This window comes from Roseateles sp. P4_D2 (assembly GCF_056401875.1).
In genome coordinates this window covers 19983-36399 of record NZ_JBFUIM010000016.1, presented here as the reverse complement: position 1 = coordinate 36399, position 16417 = coordinate 19983, and the positions used below count along the sequence as shown (strand labels likewise).

Sequence of the window (16417 nt, the reverse complement as noted above, 5' to 3'; positions counted from 1 at the left end):
GGCCGTTCAAGGCGGGTTGGCCGGACGCTTACGCTGCAGCGCCGTCTTTCGAAGATCGCCGCGTAAGGCAGGCTAGTCCTTTGGCGTCAGCACCGCCGTTGGTGAACAGATGACGAGCTTCTTGCTACCGCGGGTCATCGCCACGTATAGATGTCGCCGGTTCAGCCTTTGCGGGTCAAGGACAACAGCGACGTCGGCTTCGAGCCCTTTCAGCAGCAGCGTGCTTCCAACTGCGCGACGCGGAACCGAGCGGGGCAGATGACGATTTCGCTCTCGGGCCCGTATGGCCTCTTCCAAGAATGTCCCGCCCCGATGCGCGGACTCCAGGGCGTTGACGCAGAGCCTGAACACTTCTGGCCTGAAGATCCGAACGTCGGCGGCGGCTCGGAAGTCGTTCAAAGTGCGTGCCGCGCTCGAAAAGTCGCGCTTGTTGGAGAATGCCAGTGCTGCGGTCTCGATGGGCGTGGCCTCCGTCTTAGAGCGCTTAGTTGAATGGGATGCCACCCGCTTGAGCAGTTGCGCTGCGGACAATCCCGTCATCATTTCGGACGCAAATCCAACCAGCTGATCGAGAGACGCCGAATGGGCAGGATCGAAGCCCCGGGCAAATTCGATGAAGTCCTTGAGCTCAAGGGCTTCGACCATGAGAGCTCCCGGCGTCCTGATCGCGGTATCGAGTTGCGCCCGCTTGTTTGCACTGTCGACGATGATGACGACAGAGCCCTTGGAACCCGGCGCCTTGAACTGGGCAGCCTTCATCCGTTGCATATGCGCTTCGGCTTCGTTGCTGGATAGCTGAACCCAAACAACGTCCTCGGGCGCCTTGGCAAGGTCGATAGGATCCCGCCTCACCAACGACTTCCGCACGCTGAGTAACCATTCACCGAGGTGGGAGGCCTTGGCGTTGTGCCATCGCCAGGGCGTGGCGAGTCGGCCCAACGAAGGAAATGCAGGCAGCACGTCCGTCTTCCAATTAACGGTTGGTCCGCTGAAGTCGAAGATGGCCTGTAGGGGGTCGCCCAAGACCGTGACCGGAAGCACTCGCGAAAGTGCCGTCGCGAGCGCATGTTGATCCATGTCGCAGTCTTGGTATTCATCAATGAGCACCCGTGAGTACGTGGCTCGCAACGGAGCGTCGAGGTGCTTGGCCCGCAGAAGCTTTACTGTCGCCTTGCGGATGGCCGGATAGTCGCTGCTGGCACGCTCAACGCGGAGAACCTTGCTCGCCAAGCCGGTACGGGCCGGAAAGTGCTGACCCAGTCGGATCGCCCAGCTATCCAATGTCGCGACGCGAAATGCGGTCGCCGGCACCTTGGCACGCCGAAGGCGCTGCTCAAGCGCGGCGCGCCCCGCATTCGTGTGTGTGAGTACCAAGGCCGGCCGATCTGACTCCATGGCTCGCAGCGAGTCAGCGATCAGCTGCGTCTTGCCACACCCCGCCGGCGCTACGACGCTGCCCGATTGCGCAGTCAGGATGTCGATCTCGAGGTCAGCCATGGATCTTTGCGAACAAAGCCTCGAGAGTCCGCCTGAAATCGCCTTTGGCATATCTCAGCCGGGGCCCGATGACCTGATCGCCAGCGACCTCCATCCGGCTGATCGACTTGAACCAACCCTTTCGGGCAGCCTTGCCGCCCTTGGCCTTCGAGCTAAGTTTGGCCGCGGCCCCAAGGACTTGGCGAATGTTGGCCGTGTACACATCGGCAAGGGCGAACGACTCTCGTACCGACTTGAGAGTGAAATTTCCTTCTGACACCTGAGCGATGCTCGAGTCGATCTCCTCTCCCGAGTTGAGTTCGACGGCCAAATCCAGTAGCTCGTCGACTGCAGTGTCAGAGACGTCGTTGAACATCGCCTGCTCGAGTGCACACCCTTCCGCCCACAGGAACACCTGTACTCCGGCGTTGCGAGCCTTTTCGAGCTCGTTCTGATCGATCTTGAGGTCAGAGTCCAGAAAGGCCATCGTCTCGAAGCCAAGCTCTCGGAAGATCCGAGCTCGTTGAAGCGTGCGCTCGGGCGTGCCGCCGGACGAATCGAGAAATGAGCATGCCGCTGCGAAAGCCGAAGTCTCGCCCTTGGAAGTCCGATGGAGATCGATACCGCGCAGAAGCCCGATCTCGCTGGCCCCTTCGCAGACAACGACAGTTCTCGAAAGGAATGCTTCGGGATACGTCCGCAGGGCTCCCTGGATCGCGTCCTCAGTTCCGACCTTCGCGACGACGTGCGTCCGCGCCTTGCGCCGTACCACGTACACCTGGTCGCCATTCAGCTCACGGATGGCGACCGGCGAGTGCGTTGTCATGAAGACCTGCAGCGCGTCGCCCTTATCCTTTGCGCCTAGGGAGTGCAGAAGGCGAATCAGCCGGTGCGGCTCGAGTCCATATTCGATCTCATCGGCCAGGAGCATGCTGGTGTGTGCAGCGGCGCGCCGATGTAGGCCCGCAAGCAGCAGTCGAGCTGACCCCACGCCGAGTGCTCGCAGCGGGATCCCGTCTTCGGAGTGCAGGGAGATCGCGCCATCCGTGAACGAGACCGCATGAGCGTCCAGAAGCGCCTTGACCTCCGAGCCAACACTGATGCCCAGTTCCCTCGCCGTCTCCGTCACAGCATCGAGGACGTCGGACACGGTCTCACCAGCTTGCTCGCCGAACGAGACGCGGGCTTCGCGGGCTGCGTCGACCAACGCCGTTCCCACGTCGACGCGTCCGTCCGACAGCCTATTCAAAACCGATCCCCGTGACCAGGAAAGGTTCGAGCTCGAATGGCTTCCAAGCCTCGCAGGCGCGAGCGCCAACCGATCCTTCCAGGCAAGCGACTTGCGACGTTCGCTGCCCTCGGAACGTTCGGAGTAGAGGCGCCATTGGGGCTCTAGATCAGCCTCCACGCCTAGCTCGAGAGTCAGAACAGTCTCGTTCCCATGTTTAGGTTCATCGTCGATAGATCCGAGCTCGTCGTCATAGCTTCGGAGGTAATCTCCGTAGACGTCGAGATCCAGCAGGCCGTCGGGGAGCGCACCGATCGTCAGACGAACGTGCAGTCGCTTGGTCACGTCTTGGTTGTAGAAGTCCGAATCCGAGAAGCTCCAGCTTCGTCGGGCCGACAGGCATATGTCTATCGCGTCGAGGATCGTGGACTTTCCACTGTCCCCGGGTCCCACCAGGCAGTTCACGCCTGGGCCGGGGCACCAATCGAGTGACTTGATCGAGCGGAAGTTGCGGATTTCGATGCAGCGGATTTTCGGCACGCCCTTAGTCCTCCCAGACGACCCAGTCTAAGGTCTCTTCTCGACAACACGACCGATCCTGACCAGTTGGCGAATGGTCACTTGGTCAGATAGCCCCCAGGATTGAGAGGCTGCTTTGCCTGAAGCAGTCACCGCATTCACTGCAGTCGTCGCTGGACTGGGTGGTCAAGGCGTCGGCCACGCTCCCCTGAACAACACCTCCGGACAGGGTGCTCATCAGGCGCCGGATTTGGCGCTCAAAAGACGCTGGACTGGGTGCTCAGGTTACCTCGGAATATGCAGCCGCTAGGCCGGCGCCCCGTCTGTGCCGTTGCACGCAGCGCTTGGCGCTAGGTGTGGGCGCCGCGTCCGGGCGAACCTTTCCGCGTGCGCAGTAGCGCCGCTGAACCTCGGCGATGCAGAAGACCCGCTCATAGAGCAATAGGAGCTCGTCTACTACGCACTGGCGCATGCCGTCTCGCGGTATGCAATGGACGGCCTGAAATCTCTCCGCGACGGCAATTCCGGTCGACTTGCACGCGGCGTACGTTGTCCGCTCAAACGCCAGCGCGAAACCGATCAGTTCGCTGCGCTAGCTGCCTGTACAGGCTTGGCGGCAGACTTGCGAGTTTTCTTGGCGACTGGAGTCGATTTGGCTCGAGTTGCGCGCTTCCTCGCGGCGGCCTTTGGCTTCGCTTCGGCGGTCGCATTTTTCGTGGGAGCTTTCTTAGCTGCTGCCTTCTTCGGCGCCGGTGCAAGTGCGGGCTTCACGAGGCGGAAGTCCTCTAGCGCTTTGCCCGCAGCAAGTGCCTGATGCAGCCATGCCGGACGCTTGCCCACGCCACCCCAAGTGTTGCCCGTACCGTCAGCGTACTTCGCTGCCTTAGGCTTCACAGCCTTGGCCTTTGTGGGCTTGGCCTTTGTAGCTTTTTCCTTGGCCGCACGGGGGGGCGAAGATTGGCTGAAGAGCTGCTCGGCAGTCAGGCCGTATTTGGCGATCTCTTTCTGGATCCGATCAATGACTTCCGACTGAATGGCAGCAGCTTCCTTCTGCAGCCGTTCAATTTGACTCATGATGCTGGCGAGAGATTTGGCCATTGAAGAGGCTCCTAAGTTAGTCCGTGGAATGCATCGCGGCTCCGCCGCGGATATCACCATAACACTCGGGCGCCACCGGCGCCGATTTTGGCGCCTCACTTATGGTGGCGATCAGCGCTTTGATTTGCGCGACTGGCGCGTAGTTATTCTGGCGGCTTGCGAGTTCTCGTATCGGTCGCACCTCAGTGAGAATCCGAGGACGCAGAACGACACCCCAGGGAGGGGTACACGAGACCATGGCTGCCGTACGCCCGTACTTCAAGCTCGGCATCGCTGATCTTGAGTCCATCTTCGACGCCGCACCTTCAGACAAGGCCGTTTGCCAAGCGCTGATCGATGAGCTCGGCCATCGCAACACCGAACGCTCCGCTGCACTTCTTGATCGGATTCAGCATGCAGTTGGGCAATGGCGCAGCGCTGATCCACCCACAGCGCCCAATACAGCCATCAATCCGCCTAGTAATGCCGGCGCTGCCGCAGCACCAACAGCCCGCCCAGCTGACCGAAATCTCGGTCCTGCATTGCAAGCCACTCCCCCGCGGGTTCCGCCGACGGTGACCAACCAGCCGTCAGCAATCCTGGCGACGTGGACGGCCTTGGAGGCGCTGTCGCCACAAACCTATCGCCGCCCCGCCGACCTAGTGAACGGCGACAACCGCTGCGTCGCACAGTTTGATGGCGACGACCTACCGTGGTTTCGAGAGGAGAGATCCCGACCCAAGCAACAGCTTTACTACCAGGTAGTGCTGGGGAGCATCCCCGTCGATCGAGCCACCGACGAACTCATCAGAACCTTTGGCGATGATGAAGAACGGTCGCGAAAGGAGCGGGAGAAGGCCGCCCTGGCGGCAGTGCTGGTAGACCGAAATGGCTTCTTGCTTGAAGAGAACGCCGTTGCCGTTTCCAGCTTCGGCTGGGCGCTACCGATTGCACTTGCCGGAGACCTGGCAGGCCTTAGCGCTTGGACCGCTGCAGAGAAGGGGCTCGTTGACGGACTGACCAAACAGCTCTCTCGCACTGATCGTGAGGGCAGCGCTCTTCCGCTTGATGCTCCGACGCTGAACAAGGCCTTCAAGTGGTTGGTGACCGCGTTGAAGCTGCCGACGGGGCTGTACGAGGAGCCCAGCTTTGTGCTCCGCGTCTTCCACTACTTCAAGTCGAAGAATCCACCCGAGGTTGCGCTCCTCAACTCGTTCTTCCTGGCCGACCTCGCCCGCGCATCCAAGCTGATTGACCGAGGCCAGGAAGGTCAGGTACTCGCTCGATATCTGGGTGCCAAGCCCCATGCGCACAGTCCCAATCTCCTCCAATCGCCACAGCTGATGGAAGCGCTGGTCGCGCCCGCCAAGTTCCCGACAACCCGATGGCCAGCTCCAGGCGGACATCCGCTGGTAACCCTGCAACAGGCGGCGGTGAACGCCGCTCGAATTGAACTGGCCGCGGACGGCGCAGGCGTCGTCGCGGTGAACGGCCCCCCTGGTACTGGCAAGACCACCCTGCTGCGCGACGTGGTTGCCGCCTGCGTCGTCGACCGGGCGACCGCCATGGCACGCTTCGACGACCCTGTGTCTGCATTCAAGACCACCGGCCAGAAGGTCGCCGCTGGCGATCGTGCATTCTTCCACCTGTACAGCCTGGACACCTCCCTCAAGGGACATGAGGTCCTGGTCGCATCGAGCAACAACAAGGCGGTGGAGAACGTCAGTAGAGAGCTGCCGTCCTTAAAGGCCATCGGCCGCGACGTCAGCTACTTCAGGACGGTGTCCGACCGGCTGGCTGCAAAACGCGCGGAAGACGGAACGCTCATCGAAGGCGAGCCAACCTGGGGACTCATTGCGGCCGTTCTGGGCAATGCCCTCAACCGCGGCGCCTTTCAACAAGCGCTGTGGTGGGACGACGATCGCAGCCTGCGGCTGTATCTCAAGGCGGCCAGGGGCGACTCCGTCGTCAGGGAACGGACGGATGCGGCTGGCAGGGTCGTCAGTCGAGAGATTCCCCCCATCATCCAAGCCGAAGCCCCACCGTCGCCGGAAGAGGCCCGGGTGAACTGGCGCCAGGCGCGCATGGGCTTCACAGCGCTCAAAGACGAGCTCGATGCGGAACTGCGCTCGCTCGAGGCCGTGCGACAGATCTGCCAGAAGCTGCAGCCGACTCGCGCCGCTGCCCAAGCTGCTCGCGATGCCCTGGACGCCGCCGCATCAGTCAAAGCTCAGCGCGAAGCCGCTATCGCCCGTTCGCTGGCCATCTGCAAGGTGGCCAAGGACGATGCCGGTCGCGCGAGGAAGCTTGTGCAGCATGCGTTGGCCGAGCGTCCAGGCTGGTTGCATCGGCTCTTTCGCACCAAGCGAGACCGGAAATGGCGCGCTGTCTACTCGCCGCTGGAAGCTGCTCTCGCAAGCGCCGAAGCTCAGGTAGAAACAGCTGCCTCCGCTCAGCAGGCGGCCGAAAACTCACTGCAGCAGGCGGAGGCGGCACATCGACTCGAGCACGCCAAGTTGGCCGAGGCGCAGGCGGCCCTATCGGCTCTCGAGCGGTCCATCGACGTCCACCGTCAACGCCTCGGTCATCGCCTGGTCGATGAGAGCTTCTTCCAGCAGAACCATGAGCGCTGGAATCTTGCCTCTCCGTGGCTTCCCGACGAGGTGCATGGGAAGCGCGAGGACCTCTTCGCCGCCGCGTTGAATCTCCACCGAGCCTTTATTGACGTCGCGGCTCAGAAGATCACCCACAACCTAGGCGTATTGATGGGCGCCATGCACGCCGGGGCGCTCCAGGAGGAGCCCAAGAGAGCGCTGCTCGGTGACCTCTGGTCGACGCTCTTTCTCGTGTGCCCGGTGGTGTCCACGACGTTTGCGTCTGTCGATCGGATGCTGGGTGACCTTCCCCCGTCAAGCTTTGGCTGGGTGCTGGTGGATGAAGCCGGGCAAGCGACACCCCAGTCCGCGGTGGGCATGTTGATGAGAGCCAAGAAGGCCATCGTTGTCGGCGACCCGCTGCAGATTCCACCGGTCGTCTCGCTGCCTCAGCGCCTTGTAGTCGAGGTGGCAAAGTACTTCGGCGTAGACCCGGTTGTTTGGCTGGCACCCGAGGCGTCGGTCCAGACGCTTGCCGACCAGGCGTCAAGCCTGAAGGCTGAGTTCCGAGCCGACGCCGGCGTGCGTGAGGTCGGCATCCCTTTGCTGGTTCATCGTCGCTGCCAAGAGCCGATGTTCGGCATCTCCAACCGCATCGCCTACGACGGCCAGATGGTTCATGCAGCGGGCGATCCCGCGCCAGGCCCAGTAGCTCGAGCCCTCGGCGCTTCACGATGGCTGAACGTTGACGACGTTGCCGAAAGCAAGTGGTGCCCGGCGGAAGGCGAGGCGGTCGTGCAGCTGCTGGCCAAGCTGGCAGATGCAGGCGTGCGCGAGCCAGACGTGTATGTCATCACGCCCTTCCGGATCGTCGCGCAGGAGCTCCGACGCCGTATTGAAGCCGAGCCAGGGCTTCTCAGGCGTCTGAGCTCCGATCCGGACGACTGGCTGCGCAACAGGGTCGGGACGATTCACACCTTCCAGGGTAAGGAGGCCGAGGCCGTGATCGCAGTGCTGGGCGCCCCAATGGCGTCGCAGCAGGGTGCCAGGCGTTGGGCGGCTTCAACACCCAACATCTTCAATGTGATGGTCTCAAGGGCGAAGCAAGCGCTATACGTCGTGGGCTCACACGCAGCGTGGTCGACTGTGGGGCATGGGAAAGCGGTAGCCGCGGCTCTCGCCCGCACGTGACGCGCGGCCGCCTTCTCTAGACCACTCTAGAAAGAACGCTCGACTTTGAGGCCTCGGCGAGCGCCTCTTTCAAACCCTCAAGCTGGTCCGCATATGTCTTGCGGAAGCGGTCGAACGGGTGAGACATCGTCGTCCAACGCTGTGACCATAGAGCGATGTTCCAACCGCACTCCACAAGATCTGACGCCGCAAAGATGAACTCAAGTGCGTCAGTGAAAAAGGAGGTCAGATCGGAGTTGTTCGCGTAGTCTAGTTTTGCGACCGAACCATGCACGAAGTAGTTTCTGCAGTTCACTGCCTCATCGACAACCAGCTCAAGGTCGCTGAAGCAAGTGCCGGTGAATCGCAGAATCATGGCAGCACGCGCGCGAATTTTCCGCTTCAAACTTGCCTTGCCGATCCGCCCGAGCGCCCCCAGAACACTGTCGCGCTCGGGGCTTTTCGCCAGGGGCTTGAACAGCATGCGTGCCTTGTCTCTGGCTTCCTCAAGCTCAGCCGTTAATGGAATGTCTGTTGGCACCGCTGTGGCAGGGAGGATGTCGAACATGTTGGCCGCTCCCACCAAGCGATCGATGGTGTAGAGGTTTCCCTGCTCCATTCCGCTGGAAAACCGAACACGCGCCTGGATCCAGGCATCGTCTTTCGCCAGCCATTGCGCGAGGATCTTTCCGAACTTATCAGGCTCCTTCGCCGCCTGCACGGGCATGTCGGCGGGATGTGGCTCGTGCTTCGAGTCGACCTCCTCACTAGGAGGGGACATGCTCCAGTAGACGTTGAATACGCTGGGCCGACCAGTGCCCTCATCGGCCAAAAAGTAGAGACGTCGGACTTTTTGCGTCCGGCCGGCGACGATCTCCAGAAACCGTAGCAGTGCATGCACTGGCGCCATGGCTCCGTCAATCGTCTTCGGCTCGTCAAAAGCAACGTTGATGCGAATCTTGTTGTCTACTTTGATCCCTCGAGGACCGGGCATGCTCAACGACGGCGCATGAGTCGCCGAGACAACGCCCATGGCAGTCTTGGCCTTGAAGATCTCCTCCTTGCCTGTGAAGTAGTAGATCAACGGATATTTCCCGGCCACCAACTCCCGGCCTTCGGCCCTTTCAGCCTCTGCCAGCAGCTCCATGAAAGCACCCTTATCGCCCGTTACCGAGCCGAACGCAGGGAAGTCATAGAACAGCGCGTATGCGTCATTCACCTCAAAGCTCACTGCCGTGATCTTCTTGTCCGAAGCGGTGATGTGATCGGCAGCGAAGACAACGAAATGGGGGAAGACGGTTGAAAAGTGATACGACTCGCTGCCCCTATACCCACGTCCTGGACCTTGCACGGTGATGCACCCGATCAGGGATACCTTGGTCCGGTCGTGAAGCGACCCAAGAATGCAGCCCTCCGCCACATCACCGGAAGAAAAGGGCTCCTCCGCAAATAGATCGAGCGTGCTTGCCTCGCCCTTGAGGATCAGGTCACCGGCGATAGTCAGCCCGCCAACGCTAAACGTGCCCGACCCTCTGAATCCGTCGAAAGATGGAACCATTTGTCCCCTCCTTGCTCATGAACAGTCTGTTGGACCGATCGTAGCTAGCCACATTTCGTCGCCGCCGACTACGCTTGAGGCATGGAAGCCCACTCTGTCACTGAAATCGCTGAGGAGGCACTGTGTCGCCAGTTGTTCATCGATCCGACGTTCTCGCAACCCTTGTTGCGTGAGCTTCGTGTCGAGGCGACATCGCTTCTGGCGCTCAGCACGCCGACAACCCGAATCGCGCCGAACGCCAAAGGACCGGGCGACATCGACGTTCTCATATCGGCGACTCCTCACCACGAGAACGCACTCGCCATTGAAGTGAAGCGCGTCAAGGTGGGCGCTGAGGCGTTTCACACCGGGATGCCGGGGAAGCTTCAGAACCTGCGCCGCGGCGTCCAACAAGCGAACCTTCTTGCTCAACTGCAGTTCTCCAGAGCGATGCTGTTGATCGTCGTCGTTACCGATGGGCGTGAGCGAGATGGCTTGAACTTCGCTTTCCGTGGTGCCGAGACACGCGCCCTCCGACAAGCCATTGACGGCTTCCCCGGGCGAGAGAAACTCGCACCAAAGGTTGGTCTCGCCTTCGTCGAACTGACGCAGCCTATTGACAAGGACATCGCCGACGCCGGAGGTATTGGAATACGAATTGCAAGGCCACCCACAATGGTGACGCAGCCGGAATCCCTCAGTTCGGCTGTTAGGGCCCTCTTTAAGCAAGGCGCCTGCTGATTAGCTCATCGGCAAACGTCGGCACCATCTTGGCCGGCCTTGGCAAGCCGCTCAAGGTGTGTTGACCGGACGCATACTTGGTTCCTACAAGGAGCTCACGTCGAAGACACAGAGTGCCTGAGTGGGGTCGACGCGGGCTCGCCAATTGCCAACCACATTCAGCGCCAGCTTGACGCGCTGAATTTCGCCCTGCGGCAAGAAATCTGAATCAAGAAGGATGCAGAGGTTCTCGTGCAGCAACCGCAGACCTAACCGAAACATCGGCGGACCCATACCCACCGCATCCCGAATCGACCTCCAAGCCATCTCCGCCCGCGCTTTGACGCCCGCTGGTGGAAATTCCTCTCCCAAAACGACGAAAGCCTTGACCTTCCGCTGAAGCAACAGTGTCGCCAGCAGAATGCTGGGGTCAGGGATGTCTTTCACCTTGCGACTCAGATGCAGGATTCCAGCCTCCCAGCCTTCTTCCGCATCCGCATGTCGCGAGTAAACGAGCGCGTAGGCCTCCGCTACCTTCTCATACGGATTCGCGTCCCAACCAGGAATCTCCCAGTCGCTTCGCCCGACGGCCAAGGCACCGTTCAGATCACCGTTCTGAAGGAAGTTGAGCAATGAGGTGGCCAAGGGGTCAGACACGGTCAACCGAAGACCCACGGCGTCTCGGAGCCACATCGAGCCAGTGAATTGAAGCTGAAGCTCTTCTCTCGAGCCGTCCTTTTGCAGCCAATGCTGTGGAATCGGAACAACTTTCTGTACCTGCGCGCCATCCTTTCCGTTGGACACGAGCGCGCTGAAGTACCGACCGGTGGCAGCATCCTCGGGCTGCTTACCTCTCTGGGCCAACTTCCATTTCTGGACCTCGCTTCCGCCTGATCGCGTCACCTTGGCGGGTTGAACCGCTACCGCCGAACCAAAGCTCATTCGTGCGGCGGTCTCCGAGTCAAGCTGAGGCGCACCGATCGACCGGGTGTCAGCCAAGAAGTCCACGTGCATTGCCCTTACGCGATGAAGCGAAACCTCCTGGGTGGCGTCACCGAGTTGGTCAAAGTGAACTCGCCCCGTGGCTTGGCTACCCACCCAATTGATGACGGGCAACGGCAAGACATGCTTCGACCAAGATGGTTTTGGAACGTCGTCTTCGATTTGGACCTTAACGCGCGCCACCCGCTCACCGTAGTCGGCGGACCTTTTAAGCTTGTCCACCCGATACGGGTCGCTTCGCTCCATTGGCATGCCCGAACTCCGGACGATTAGTACAGCCGGCGCCAGATCGGAAGGAACCGAAACGGTCTCGGTGTGAAGCGCACCATCCGGCATTCGCACCCTTACTTGGTACTCGCCTTCACGAAGCGAGCCCTTGACCCTCTGAGGTACACCGTCCACGGGAATCACCACGTCGCGCTTTGCCGTCGACCCGTTTGCAGGGCGGATGTCCCCGACGGCGAAGGCGGCGGCTGCCTTGAAGCCGTCTGCTTCCTTTTGCGAAACCACAATGAGCTCGAGCATCTGCCCCACCTATTCGCATTTGATGGCGATGACCGCCTTCGGTGGATGGGGTTGACGTTTAATCAATCCCTTCTCTGTCGTACCGGCCTGGTCGTACGCACGGAACTCATAGATACCGAAGGGCAAGTTCTGATGCCAAGGTTCGTCGTTCGGCGGGTTCCGGCTGGTCTTGACGCCGGCGTCGTTAGTGTGCTCGAGCACGCAATCGCTCAATACGCCGTCTGGCTTGCAAGTAATCATCACGGGGACAATGGGTCCGCCAGGAAGCTGATGCAGCGTGATGCGACGAGCCGGCACCTCCATGGTCATCCATTGCTCGGTGACCTCTGGGTCCAAGTTGATAAGCCAATTCACGCCGCTTTGCAGTGAGACGGGTTCGACCGACCAACCGTTCTCGTCATCGGTTGAGCCAGCACCTGACATGGCTTCAATGAGAGCCTCAGTGAACCTAGAAGCTTTCCCGTTTGTTGAATAAGCCTGCATGCCAAGGTGAGTGGAGCGAAAGACTGCCTGGTCCTTGCCGCTCTTCGCGTCACTCGGAAGCGCTCTCAACAGCCCAGTCACACCAGCAAGCCCGGTAGCAGCGTTAGCCGCCTTAGGCTCCTCATTCCGGCAAGCGTCAAAGAAATAGATCTGTAGTGACGCACGGCAAGACTGCATTCCGGTCAGCAACGCCGAAGGATTGAAGGCCTCATTCAGGTGATCCCCCTGGCTAAGGTCGCCAAACCCTTCAAGCAGCAGCGCTTCGTCGTCACCGACGCTCAGCCCATGCCCACAGAAGAACAGGATGGCGACGTTGTCCTCGTTCGAGTTGGCATAGGTCTTCCAGTCGATGGCGGCCTTCTTGACGTTTGCCAACGTTGGCGCGTCGGTAAGAACCTCCTGCCCCTGATGGTCGATGACCTCATAGGCCGGACCGGCGAGCACATCCAGCCGGCGCAGTTCCTTCCCGTCCAACTTCAACCCGCTTTTCAACCACTGCGAGAAGGCTTCAGCGGACTTTGGCGGTGCGTCCAATTGACCCATTGAGCACTCGAACCTCGGCTTCTTAGATCCGCCTTTCAAGTATGGGTACGCACCGACACCGATCACCAGCGCATGAATGCCAGGCTCATCAAGGTCCGCGTCCAAGACGAGAACAGTCATTTTGATACCTCCCGTGTCGCATCCCTCATTCGCCCACCGCAGCCTTCAGTTGCATGACATCCACTTCGATTCCCGCCTCGCCAGCCCCGTAGCCAGCGCTGTACTTCCATTGATCTCGAAGGTCGTCGTCATCCCACATCTCGTTGAACTTGGTTCTGTAGTTGAAGAGTAAATTGGCACCGTCGCCGTGGGCCTGGATCACACGAGCCACGGCCTCCCGGTCCGGATGAAAGTAGCTGACACCGTTGGAGGAGAAGATGTAAGCCCTCGCCGAGACGAGCGACATGAGGGTCTTCGTCACATTCTTCTTGCTGCCATGGTGCGGCAACTTGAAAACGTCGACTTCGAGCTTCTGTTCTTTTGGCAACCCTCTCTCGGCAGCCAGCTTCTTGATGCCCGCTATGAGAACTTGTGGATGAGCGTCTGCCGCCAGCAGGACGGAGCAATCGTTGTATTCATGAAGCGTCGCGATCGATGTGCCGTTCGGCTCCTCGGGATCTGTCTTGGTCGCGGCGTTGGCAAGCGCGTTCACATCGAGGCCCCCTAAGGCCTGTTCCCCGACCCGTTCACGACGAACGTCTGGCGAAGCATCTAGATCCAGTCCAGCTCGCTTTACTTCGTCCTCCCAGCGGCCAAGCATCTTGCTCAGCTGCGGAATGCCAGGCGACAAGATAGTCACCTTCATGCCGCCATCCAGAGTGGCAGTCGGCAACGCTCCATCCTTCTCGAAATAGATGCCTTTGCCTCCAAATGCCTCATTCCAGGGCAGATCTTTCCCTACTAGCCAGTCCGTCAGCTTGTCCCCTTGGACCGCTCCCATCGCTTGCTGGTTAGACGCCGTGTACATATGGTGATAGGCGTTGAACCAGAGGTCCTTGAACTGCCCCCTACACGCTTCGTCAGCGACGACGGGCAGGATCCCGCCGATGTGGTCTCGGTCAACGTGGGTGACGATGAGAAGCTCGTGGCTCGGGAGTTTTGCTCGGACCGCGGCCAGCATCGGCATGAGCTTCTCGGCAGTCTTACCAGTGCCCGCATCAACGAGCACGCGGTGCGGTGCCTTCTCATCGCCGTACTCGAGCCAAAGGCAGTCGCCGAACTCGGCGGCCAGTGCTCGCAGGCGAAATATCGTCGCCATAGCTCCTCCCTGATGAGATCTGCCGCCGTTAGTCGGTCGGTCAGCTCTTGATTGGATCGTACGCGAGGTCTTCGTGCAATGGCCGAACCCTGGACACGGAGATGGTGAGGCCTACCAGGACGTCCTTGGACTTCGGGACTACTTGTTGGGCAATGGCGCCACTCTCCACATCCGCAATGGCTTCGTCGACCTCAGGGCTCGGGTTCGGGAACTGCGTCAGGTCATCCTGGGCTAGGCACCTCATTGGGACTTGGTGGGTACCGCCTGGCCGGCCAAGCCGTGTTCGCGCCTGGCACTATGCGACTGCTTCCAGTCAGCCATGGCTGGTATGCCCCCTAGTAGGAGAGGCCCCAGAGCCGCTTGATACTGCTCGGACAAAGCCGAGGGAGGCCAAGATGAGCATTTGGGTTGTGCTGGAGCGGATATTGAAGGTTGGGCAAGTACCTGAGCCCAACAGGCCTCCCGCGGTGAACCAGTTCACGATCAAGTTCCTCGTGGGCCTGATCGCGGTTCTATTGCCGTTTGCCGAGCTGGCGCTAACTGGAGGATGGGGCGCCGTCACGTCCATCAGTGAGTCCTACTGGTTCAACGACAAGGACTGGCCACGCACGATCGACTGGCTGAACATCAGCGACTGGCCGAGGACGGTCTTCACAGGCTTCCTATTCGCGATCACTGCACTGCTGCTCAGTTTCAACGGCGAGGCTCGGGCTCAGGGCATCCTCGCGCGGGTGGCATCGGCCGCCGCCGCGTGCATCGCATTGTTCCCCTGCGCCTGCCGATGCGGCACGGAGCTGATTGGCGGCCTGCACTACGTCGCCGCCGGCATCATGTATGCCGTGTTGGCCTGGTTCTGCTTGCACTTCATGGCTCGGGCACATCAGAAGGTGCAGGTGCACGGTGCCGCTGCAAAAGCGGCGACAGCATTGCCAATCGCGTCAGTTGCGCCTGGCTCTGAAGATTGGAAGATTGGAGTTCGTCATGGCAAGGCCAGTTCGAATGCCAAATGGCGCAGGAACATCTACGCAGGGTGCCTCGTCGGGATGATTGCGTCGATCTTCGTCCTTGCGCTTCAAAAGTACTTGAGCCGCTGGAGCCCAGCGCTGAACCCTGTGTTCGTCGGCGAGGCCGGTGGCCTGATTTCGTTCGGCATTTCCTGGATCACCGCGAGCCGTGTCGTTCCAGTCGTCACCACCAAGGGGATCGACCGAGAGACGCTTTTCTGACGCGCCGCCATCAAAGGCAGTCTGTTGGTGGCGATCTGCGGGAGCCCGGCGCTGATCGTCGCCCGGATACATTGCCGCGGAAAGTCGAACGAGCAGTACGTAAAGGGAGCTCGAGAGCCAGGTGACGACGATACGCAGTTCGCCGTGCGTGCACTTGGCCTGGTCATGTTGGAGATCGGCTGGGCTCAATAGGACGTGTCGGGCGCGTGGACGCGGCTCTAGGGATCGGGACTCGCAGTCGCAAAGTCACGGCATGCGGACCTCGCGCAATTTGCCGATTGGATCCGTGCAACGTCTGCGTTTAGCGGAAGACCGACACCGTATCGCTGCGAGGTAGCCGCCATCGCAGACTAGCCGCGTGACAGCCACCACCGCGCGAGTCGATTGCCTGTGAGTCACTCAACATCCCAACGGTCGACGGCCCAATACGCGCACCGGTCGCGTTCGCGAGGATAGAAGCCGAAGGCGCGCTGCCAAGCAGCGGCGTACGCGAGGTTGTAGTCGAGCAGCACGCCGTCGGCGTCAAGTGCAATCACAGGCATGGGGCCTTCCGGGCTACGTGGGCAAGGTCAGGATCGGTGGTTCATCCAGTTCCCCCTGCATCAAGCCGCTCCGGCCGGGCGCGCGGTCTAGGTAGAACGCCGCCCATCTTGCGGCGTCGGAATGGCTTTTTCACGTTGCGCGGAGCGTCGGTGCCAACTGGGGAATGACGCGCAATCCGCCGTGCTTGATCGGACCACAATTGATGGCTCTTAGCCACTCGAATGGTCATGGCGCCAACGTCTTGGATACGCTGTGCTGCCAGCAAGAGCGCGGGGTCCTCAAGGTCTTCGAGCCGGCTCTCAATTGATTCCGGTGTTGGGTACCCATCGAGCAGCTTTGCTGCGTGGGCGCGCATCTCTGCGGGCAACGCTTCATCTACAGCGAGATCTTGCAGCAGCTCACCTGCCCAAACCAACGCACGGATTCGTTCGTCAAATGTCGTCACTGCATCTCCTGTATGCCGCTGAGCCAAGCCAGGCCAAGTTTTGAGTCGCAAGCAATCACGAAGTCGCCCAG

At 60.6% G+C, this 16417-nt stretch carries 11 protein-coding genes and 1 pseudogene; 3 read left to right on the top strand and 9 right to left on the bottom strand.

Going from position 1 to position 16417, the window contains the following annotated elements; all coding sequences use genetic code 11:
• Window positions 1-72: 72 nt before the first annotated feature.
• The 3 genes from AC1DW0_RS25210 to AC1DW0_RS25200 all read right to left on the bottom strand — a co-directional run bounded on the left by AC1DW0_RS25210 (window position 73) and on the right by AC1DW0_RS25200 (window position 4321).
• Window positions 73-1497: a UvrD-helicase domain-containing protein gene (locus tag AC1DW0_RS25210; RefSeq protein ID WP_477948718.1), complete on the bottom strand. Its 1425-nt coding sequence runs from the start codon at window positions 1495-1497 to the stop codon at window positions 73-75.
• Window positions 1490-3244 carry an ATP-dependent nuclease gene (locus tag AC1DW0_RS25205; protein ID WP_477948717.1) on the bottom strand — a complete coding sequence of 585 codons (1755 nt, stop codon included), beginning with the start codon at window positions 3242-3244 and terminating at the stop codon, window positions 1490-1492. The genes AC1DW0_RS25210 and AC1DW0_RS25205 overlap by 8 nt, the downstream gene beginning before the upstream one ends.
• Window positions 3245-3802: 558 nt before the next feature.
• Entirely contained in the window at window positions 3803-4321 is a 519-nt protein-coding gene (locus tag AC1DW0_RS25200) for an H-NS histone family protein (RefSeq protein ID WP_477948716.1), read from the bottom strand.
• A gap of 236 nt (window positions 4322-4557) precedes the next feature.
• Here AC1DW0_RS25200 and AC1DW0_RS25195 point away from each other — a divergent pair, with 236 nt between their 5' ends.
• Entirely contained in the window at window positions 4558-8085 is a 3528-nt protein-coding gene (locus tag AC1DW0_RS25195) for a DEAD/DEAH box helicase (protein WP_477948714.1), read from the top strand.
• 16 nt (window positions 8086-8101) lie between these two features.
• On the opposite strand, the gene AC1DW0_RS25190 is transcribed toward AC1DW0_RS25195, so the two are convergent.
• A complete protein-coding gene (locus AC1DW0_RS25190) occupies window positions 8102-9622 on the bottom strand; it encodes an ApeA N-terminal domain 1-containing protein (RefSeq protein WP_477948712.1) in 1521 nt (506 codons plus the stop codon).
• 81 nt (window positions 9623-9703) lie between these two features.
• Here AC1DW0_RS25190 and AC1DW0_RS25185 point away from each other — a divergent pair, with 81 nt between their 5' ends.
• Window positions 9704-10342 (top strand): hypothetical protein, encoded by a 639-nt coding sequence (locus AC1DW0_RS25185; protein ID WP_477948710.1) that lies wholly within the window; start codon window positions 9704-9706, stop codon window positions 10340-10342.
• A gap of 84 nt (window positions 10343-10426) precedes the next feature.
• Here the strand turns inward: AC1DW0_RS25185 and AC1DW0_RS25180 are convergent, their stop codons facing one another.
• Genes AC1DW0_RS25180 through AC1DW0_RS25170 form a run of 3 tightly spaced genes read right to left on the bottom strand, consistent with a single transcriptional unit; the run spans window position 10427 to window position 14132 of the window.
• Window positions 10427-11848, bottom strand: coding sequence for a hypothetical protein (locus tag AC1DW0_RS25180; protein ID WP_477948708.1), 1422 nt, complete (start codon window positions 11846-11848; stop codon window positions 10427-10429).
• Window positions 11849-11857: 9 nt separating this feature from the next.
• Complete coding sequence (locus AC1DW0_RS25175; RefSeq protein WP_477948706.1) at window positions 11858-12994, bottom strand: caspase family protein; 1137 nt, start codon at window positions 12992-12994, stop codon at window positions 11858-11860.
• A gap of 25 nt (window positions 12995-13019) precedes the next feature.
• Complete coding sequence (locus tag AC1DW0_RS25170) at window positions 13020-14132, bottom strand: ComEC/Rec2 family competence protein (RefSeq protein ID WP_477948704.1); 1113 nt, start codon at window positions 14130-14132, stop codon at window positions 13020-13022.
• A 395-nt stretch (window positions 14133-14527) separates the two neighbouring features.
• Between AC1DW0_RS25170 and AC1DW0_RS25165 the strand changes: the two genes are divergently transcribed.
• Window positions 14528-15358, top strand: a complete 831-nt coding sequence (locus AC1DW0_RS25165; protein ID WP_477948702.1) for a hypothetical protein — start codon at window positions 14528-14530, stop codon at window positions 15356-15358.
• A 398-nt stretch (window positions 15359-15756) separates the two neighbouring features.
• On the opposite strand, the pseudogene AC1DW0_RS25160 reads toward AC1DW0_RS25165, so the two are convergent.
• Window positions 15757-15900 (bottom strand): annotated as a pseudogene (locus tag AC1DW0_RS25160) (HAD family hydrolase); the annotation flags it as partial.
• A gap of 41 nt (window positions 15901-15941) precedes the next feature.
• Window positions 15942-16346 carry a BPSL0761 family protein gene (locus AC1DW0_RS25155; protein WP_477948700.1) on the bottom strand — a complete coding sequence of 135 codons (405 nt, stop codon included), beginning with the start codon at window positions 16344-16346 and terminating at the stop codon, window positions 15942-15944.
• Window positions 16347-16417 lie beyond the last annotated feature (71 nt).